At 48.1% G+C, this 3,554-nt stretch carries 3 protein-coding genes and 1 riboswitch; all 3 genes read right to left on the bottom strand.

Features of this window, described 5'->3' with window-relative positions; all coding sequences use genetic code 11:
- On the bottom strand, window positions 1-848 hold an 848-nt coding region (locus ACY69O_RS06110), incomplete at its 3' end, for a sirohydrochlorin cobaltochelatase (protein ID WP_462332579.1).
- Between the two features lie 165 nt (window positions 849-1,013).
- Complete coding sequence (locus tag ACY69O_RS06105) at window positions 1,014-2,228, bottom strand: L-lactate MFS transporter (protein ID WP_462332578.1); 1,215 nt, start codon at window positions 2,226-2,228, stop codon at window positions 1,014-1,016.
- 75 nt (window positions 2,229-2,303) lie between these two features.
- Window positions 2,304-2,384, bottom strand: a riboswitch (ZMP/ZTP riboswitch).
- 49 nt (window positions 2,385-2,433) lie between these two features.
- On the bottom strand, window positions 2,434-3,554 hold a 1,121-nt coding region (locus ACY69O_RS06100), incomplete at its 5' end, for a nitrogenase component 1 (protein WP_462332577.1).

Genomic DNA, 3,554 nt, shown 5'->3' with positions numbered 1-3,554 from the left:
CCTGCCATGTCGTTCGTAGCATGGTCGCCTGCAACCATCATAGTCGGCATAAGTGTAATATGTTTTATGCCAGCTTTCTTGAGCTGCGGGATGATATCGTCGAGGGACGGCCAGCCTTCAACTGTATAGAGATAAACGTTCTTCAGACCAGCCTGATTGATGCGGTTCTGAATTACAGAATAGTAAGCGTTGGACGGATGCGGTGTGCCGTGTGCAAGCAGGAGAATAGCATCCTCTTTGCCCTGTTTCGGGAACTGAGTCTTAACAGCCTGAACAAACTCAGCAATATCGTCACGCTGCTCTTCCTGACCCATCCAGTACATGATAGGCGTACCTATCGTCATTTTCTTGAAGTTATCCTTATAGAGGTTAAATACAGCCGTCTGATAAGCATATTCCATGCCCGGGAAGAGCTGGAGGGAAGTCAGAGCGACACGGGAATAGCCTTCCTCTTTGAGCTGCTCGAGAGCTTCTTCCGGAGTCGGGTATTTGATGCCCTCTTTTGCCTGAATGCGGTCGATGATGATGTGGGATGTGAAAGCAACAACTACTTTCGTACCCGGATGTGCTGCCTGAATTTCTTTTACAGTAGCATCGATTGTCTTTGCACGAGTTTCTTTGTATGTAGTACCGAAGCTCATAACTACGATAGCATCTTTGTTCTCGAGACCCTGAAGCTCAGGATTCTCATTTACGAGAACACCAATCTGTGCTGCCTGCAGGAGAGCCGGCGTAGCGTCCTTAACTTCGCTGCTCAGTTTGTAAGCTGCCTCGCTTGTTGTGCTGAACGAGAACAGGGATACGACTGCTGCAGCAGCTGCCAAATACTGTTTCGTGCTTTTCTTCATAAAACAAACACTCCTTTGATTTGTATAGATGTATATAATTTTTTTCGAGGTCTCCCCCACAGGCCTATGCTAAACCATATACTTAGTATATAGTCAATAAGATAAAGGCGATATATTAGGAAAATCACTCCCATAAATGAATTTTTTCATTGATATCTCATGTTTTTATTTAATTTCTGCAGTCTCAGGCAGCTTTTCGCGCCCGCGTCCATAGAGTTTAAGTACAGAAGCAATTATAAAATTCAGCAGAAAGCATGCCGCAAAGAAATTAAGCACCGCCGAATAACCCTGAGTCCGTTCCCAAAACCACGACACCAGCATAGGTCCTGCGACGCCCGCAAGTCCCCACGCTGTGAGGATACGTCCGTGTATGGCGCTCAGCTCACGGGTGCCGAAGATATCCGAAAGATATGCCGGCATGCATGAAAAGCCTCCGCCGTAGCAGCTTATAATGAGGAGAACAAGAATCTGAAACATCCCCGCATCTGTTGTCTGCGCAAGTATATAAAATGCGGCGATTTCAATGATAAAGAAAAGCATGTAGGTAAAGCCGCGCCCCATAAAATCAGAAAGAGTAGACCACATGATACGGCCGCCGCCGTTCAGTATTCCGATGATACCCACCAGAGAAGCCGCCTGCGATGCATCCATTCCAACAACCTGCTGTGCCATTGGCGATGCAACGGCAAGCAATCCGATGCCGCAGGTGATGTTTATGAAAAAAATCCACCACAGCGCGCCGAACTGCCATGTGCGCATTGCTTCATTTGCGGTCTTTCCCTTTTGCACATGAAGCACATTTCCGCCTGCGTCCTTTATTTCAGGCGGTTTAAGATAAAGCGCCGATGCCCCGATAAGAAGCATATACACTGTACCGAGAATCAGGAAATTTGTAACGAGTCCGACGGCTTCGGTGAGAAACTGCATTAAAGGCCCCGCAATGAGTGCGGCAAAGCCAAAGCCCATGATAGCAAGTCCTGTTGCAAAGCCACGGTTATCAGGGAAATATTTTACCAGTGTTGAGACCGGCGTAATATATCCAACCCCAAGCCCTATACCTCCGATGACTCCATAAAAGAGATACAAAAGAGCCAGACTGTGCTGCGAAAGCGCAAAGGCCGTCCCGAACATGCCCGCGCCAAAGAAAAGCATAGAAAACAGCCCGCTTTTTTTCGGGCCGTATTTTTCGACAAAGCTGCCTAAAAAACCTGCAGAGAGTCCGAGAAACAAAATAGCAATAGAAAATGTCCATGTTGTCTCAGAAAGCGAAAACCCCATTGTCTCCATAATCGGACGCGTCAACACACTCCACGCATAGACGCTTCCGATGGAAACATGGATTCCCACGGCAGCCAAAGCAATCAACCAGCGATTTCTCATACAAACCATCCTTTCCTCATCACAAAAAACATTACGAGGAGAGTCTGTGCAAAGACAAAAACCGTCCGGGCACAAACTCTCTGCCCAGACGGTCGGCTTTCATGCTTTGCAGTACACGTGGTTAATTCCACTAATCCGTCAGCCCTGCAAAACTTATTTTATTATCTACGCACATAGTATCAGTTAAACAATATGATGTCAACAATCATTTTCTCTTTGCGCCGCTGCGCGCAATTTCATGTATCTTCGCGTTCCAAAGTGTTTCCTGAACATAAGCCGCTCCGCGCAGCCCCATAAAAGGAGTGTCTGAAAGGCGCATACTGTCGAACACGGGATAAGCTATGGGGAATATTTCTATTTTCCCGTCTGTAAAGTTCAAAAGCTGCGTTGTCTCGTTGCTGGAAGCCGCCACAAGTCCTGACTTCATCTCATTAAGGCGCTCTCTGACAATATCTATATCCTCTGCCGCGTCAAGCACCTCGTCAGCCAGGCAGTCTTCTTCAGGCTTTTCTCCCGCGGGACATATCAACGTCAGCTTTCCTATGTCTGCCCATTCTCCGCGCAGTGCACGCGCAAATGCAGCAGCTGAGCTCTGTGTGCCCGAAACAACTGCTTCATCATACCAAAGCTCGTCCCATATCCCCTTCAGTTCACTTATCCTGAGAAAAATTCTCTGCCCCGCTGTGTCACATTCCGCTTCAAATCTTTTGAAATCAGGCGCCGCAAGCGCTTCATTTATTGCCTTCATCCATTCCCGCGTACCGCTCACACCGTACGGTGGAAGCGGTGACACATAAGGAATTCCGTACATATTTTTGAGCTTTTCGGCAAGCGGCAGCCCCAGCTCACGGTGCACGACAATGTTAAGCGAAGCCCTTGACAGCTTTTCAAAGTCCGAAAAACTCATTCCCGCCCCCGGACACTCCTGCACATGGTATCCGCTCAGCTCAAGAAGCCGTTTAAGCTCCGCTGCATCGTTGATTCCGTTGTAATAACCGTCAGTAACTCCTATCAGATTTACCGCAGCCGCTTCTTTTTCTCTTCCGTCAGAATTCACAGCATCCATCACGGCAATCGAAGCCTTCTGCCATCCCTCCGCAAAGCCTCCTGTAAGTCCGCCGCTGTCGAAAACAACTATCGGGCAGGGTATCCCCATCTCTCTGGCGATACCCTCCACGTCATCACCTATAAGGCTTGCGGAGCAGTTGTTTTCTAGACATAGTACTGAGGGCGGATTTTCTACGTACTGCTCAAGGGTATCTCTCATATACTCCTCACTGCCGAATACAATCGACTCATTGTCCAGCTGTGTGCACAGCATTCGCT

This window comes from Schwartzia sp. (in: firmicutes) (assembly GCF_978017985.1).
The sequence above is the reverse complement of the archived record's forward strand: the minus strand, read 5'-3'. Positions and strand labels throughout refer to the sequence as shown.

Bases quoted from the DNA above. Each gene is read 5' to 3' on its own strand.
- ACY69O_RS06105 (WP_462332578.1), bottom strand. From the start codon at position 2,228: ATGAGAAATCGCTGGTTGATTGCTTTGGCTGCCGTGGGAATCCATGTT.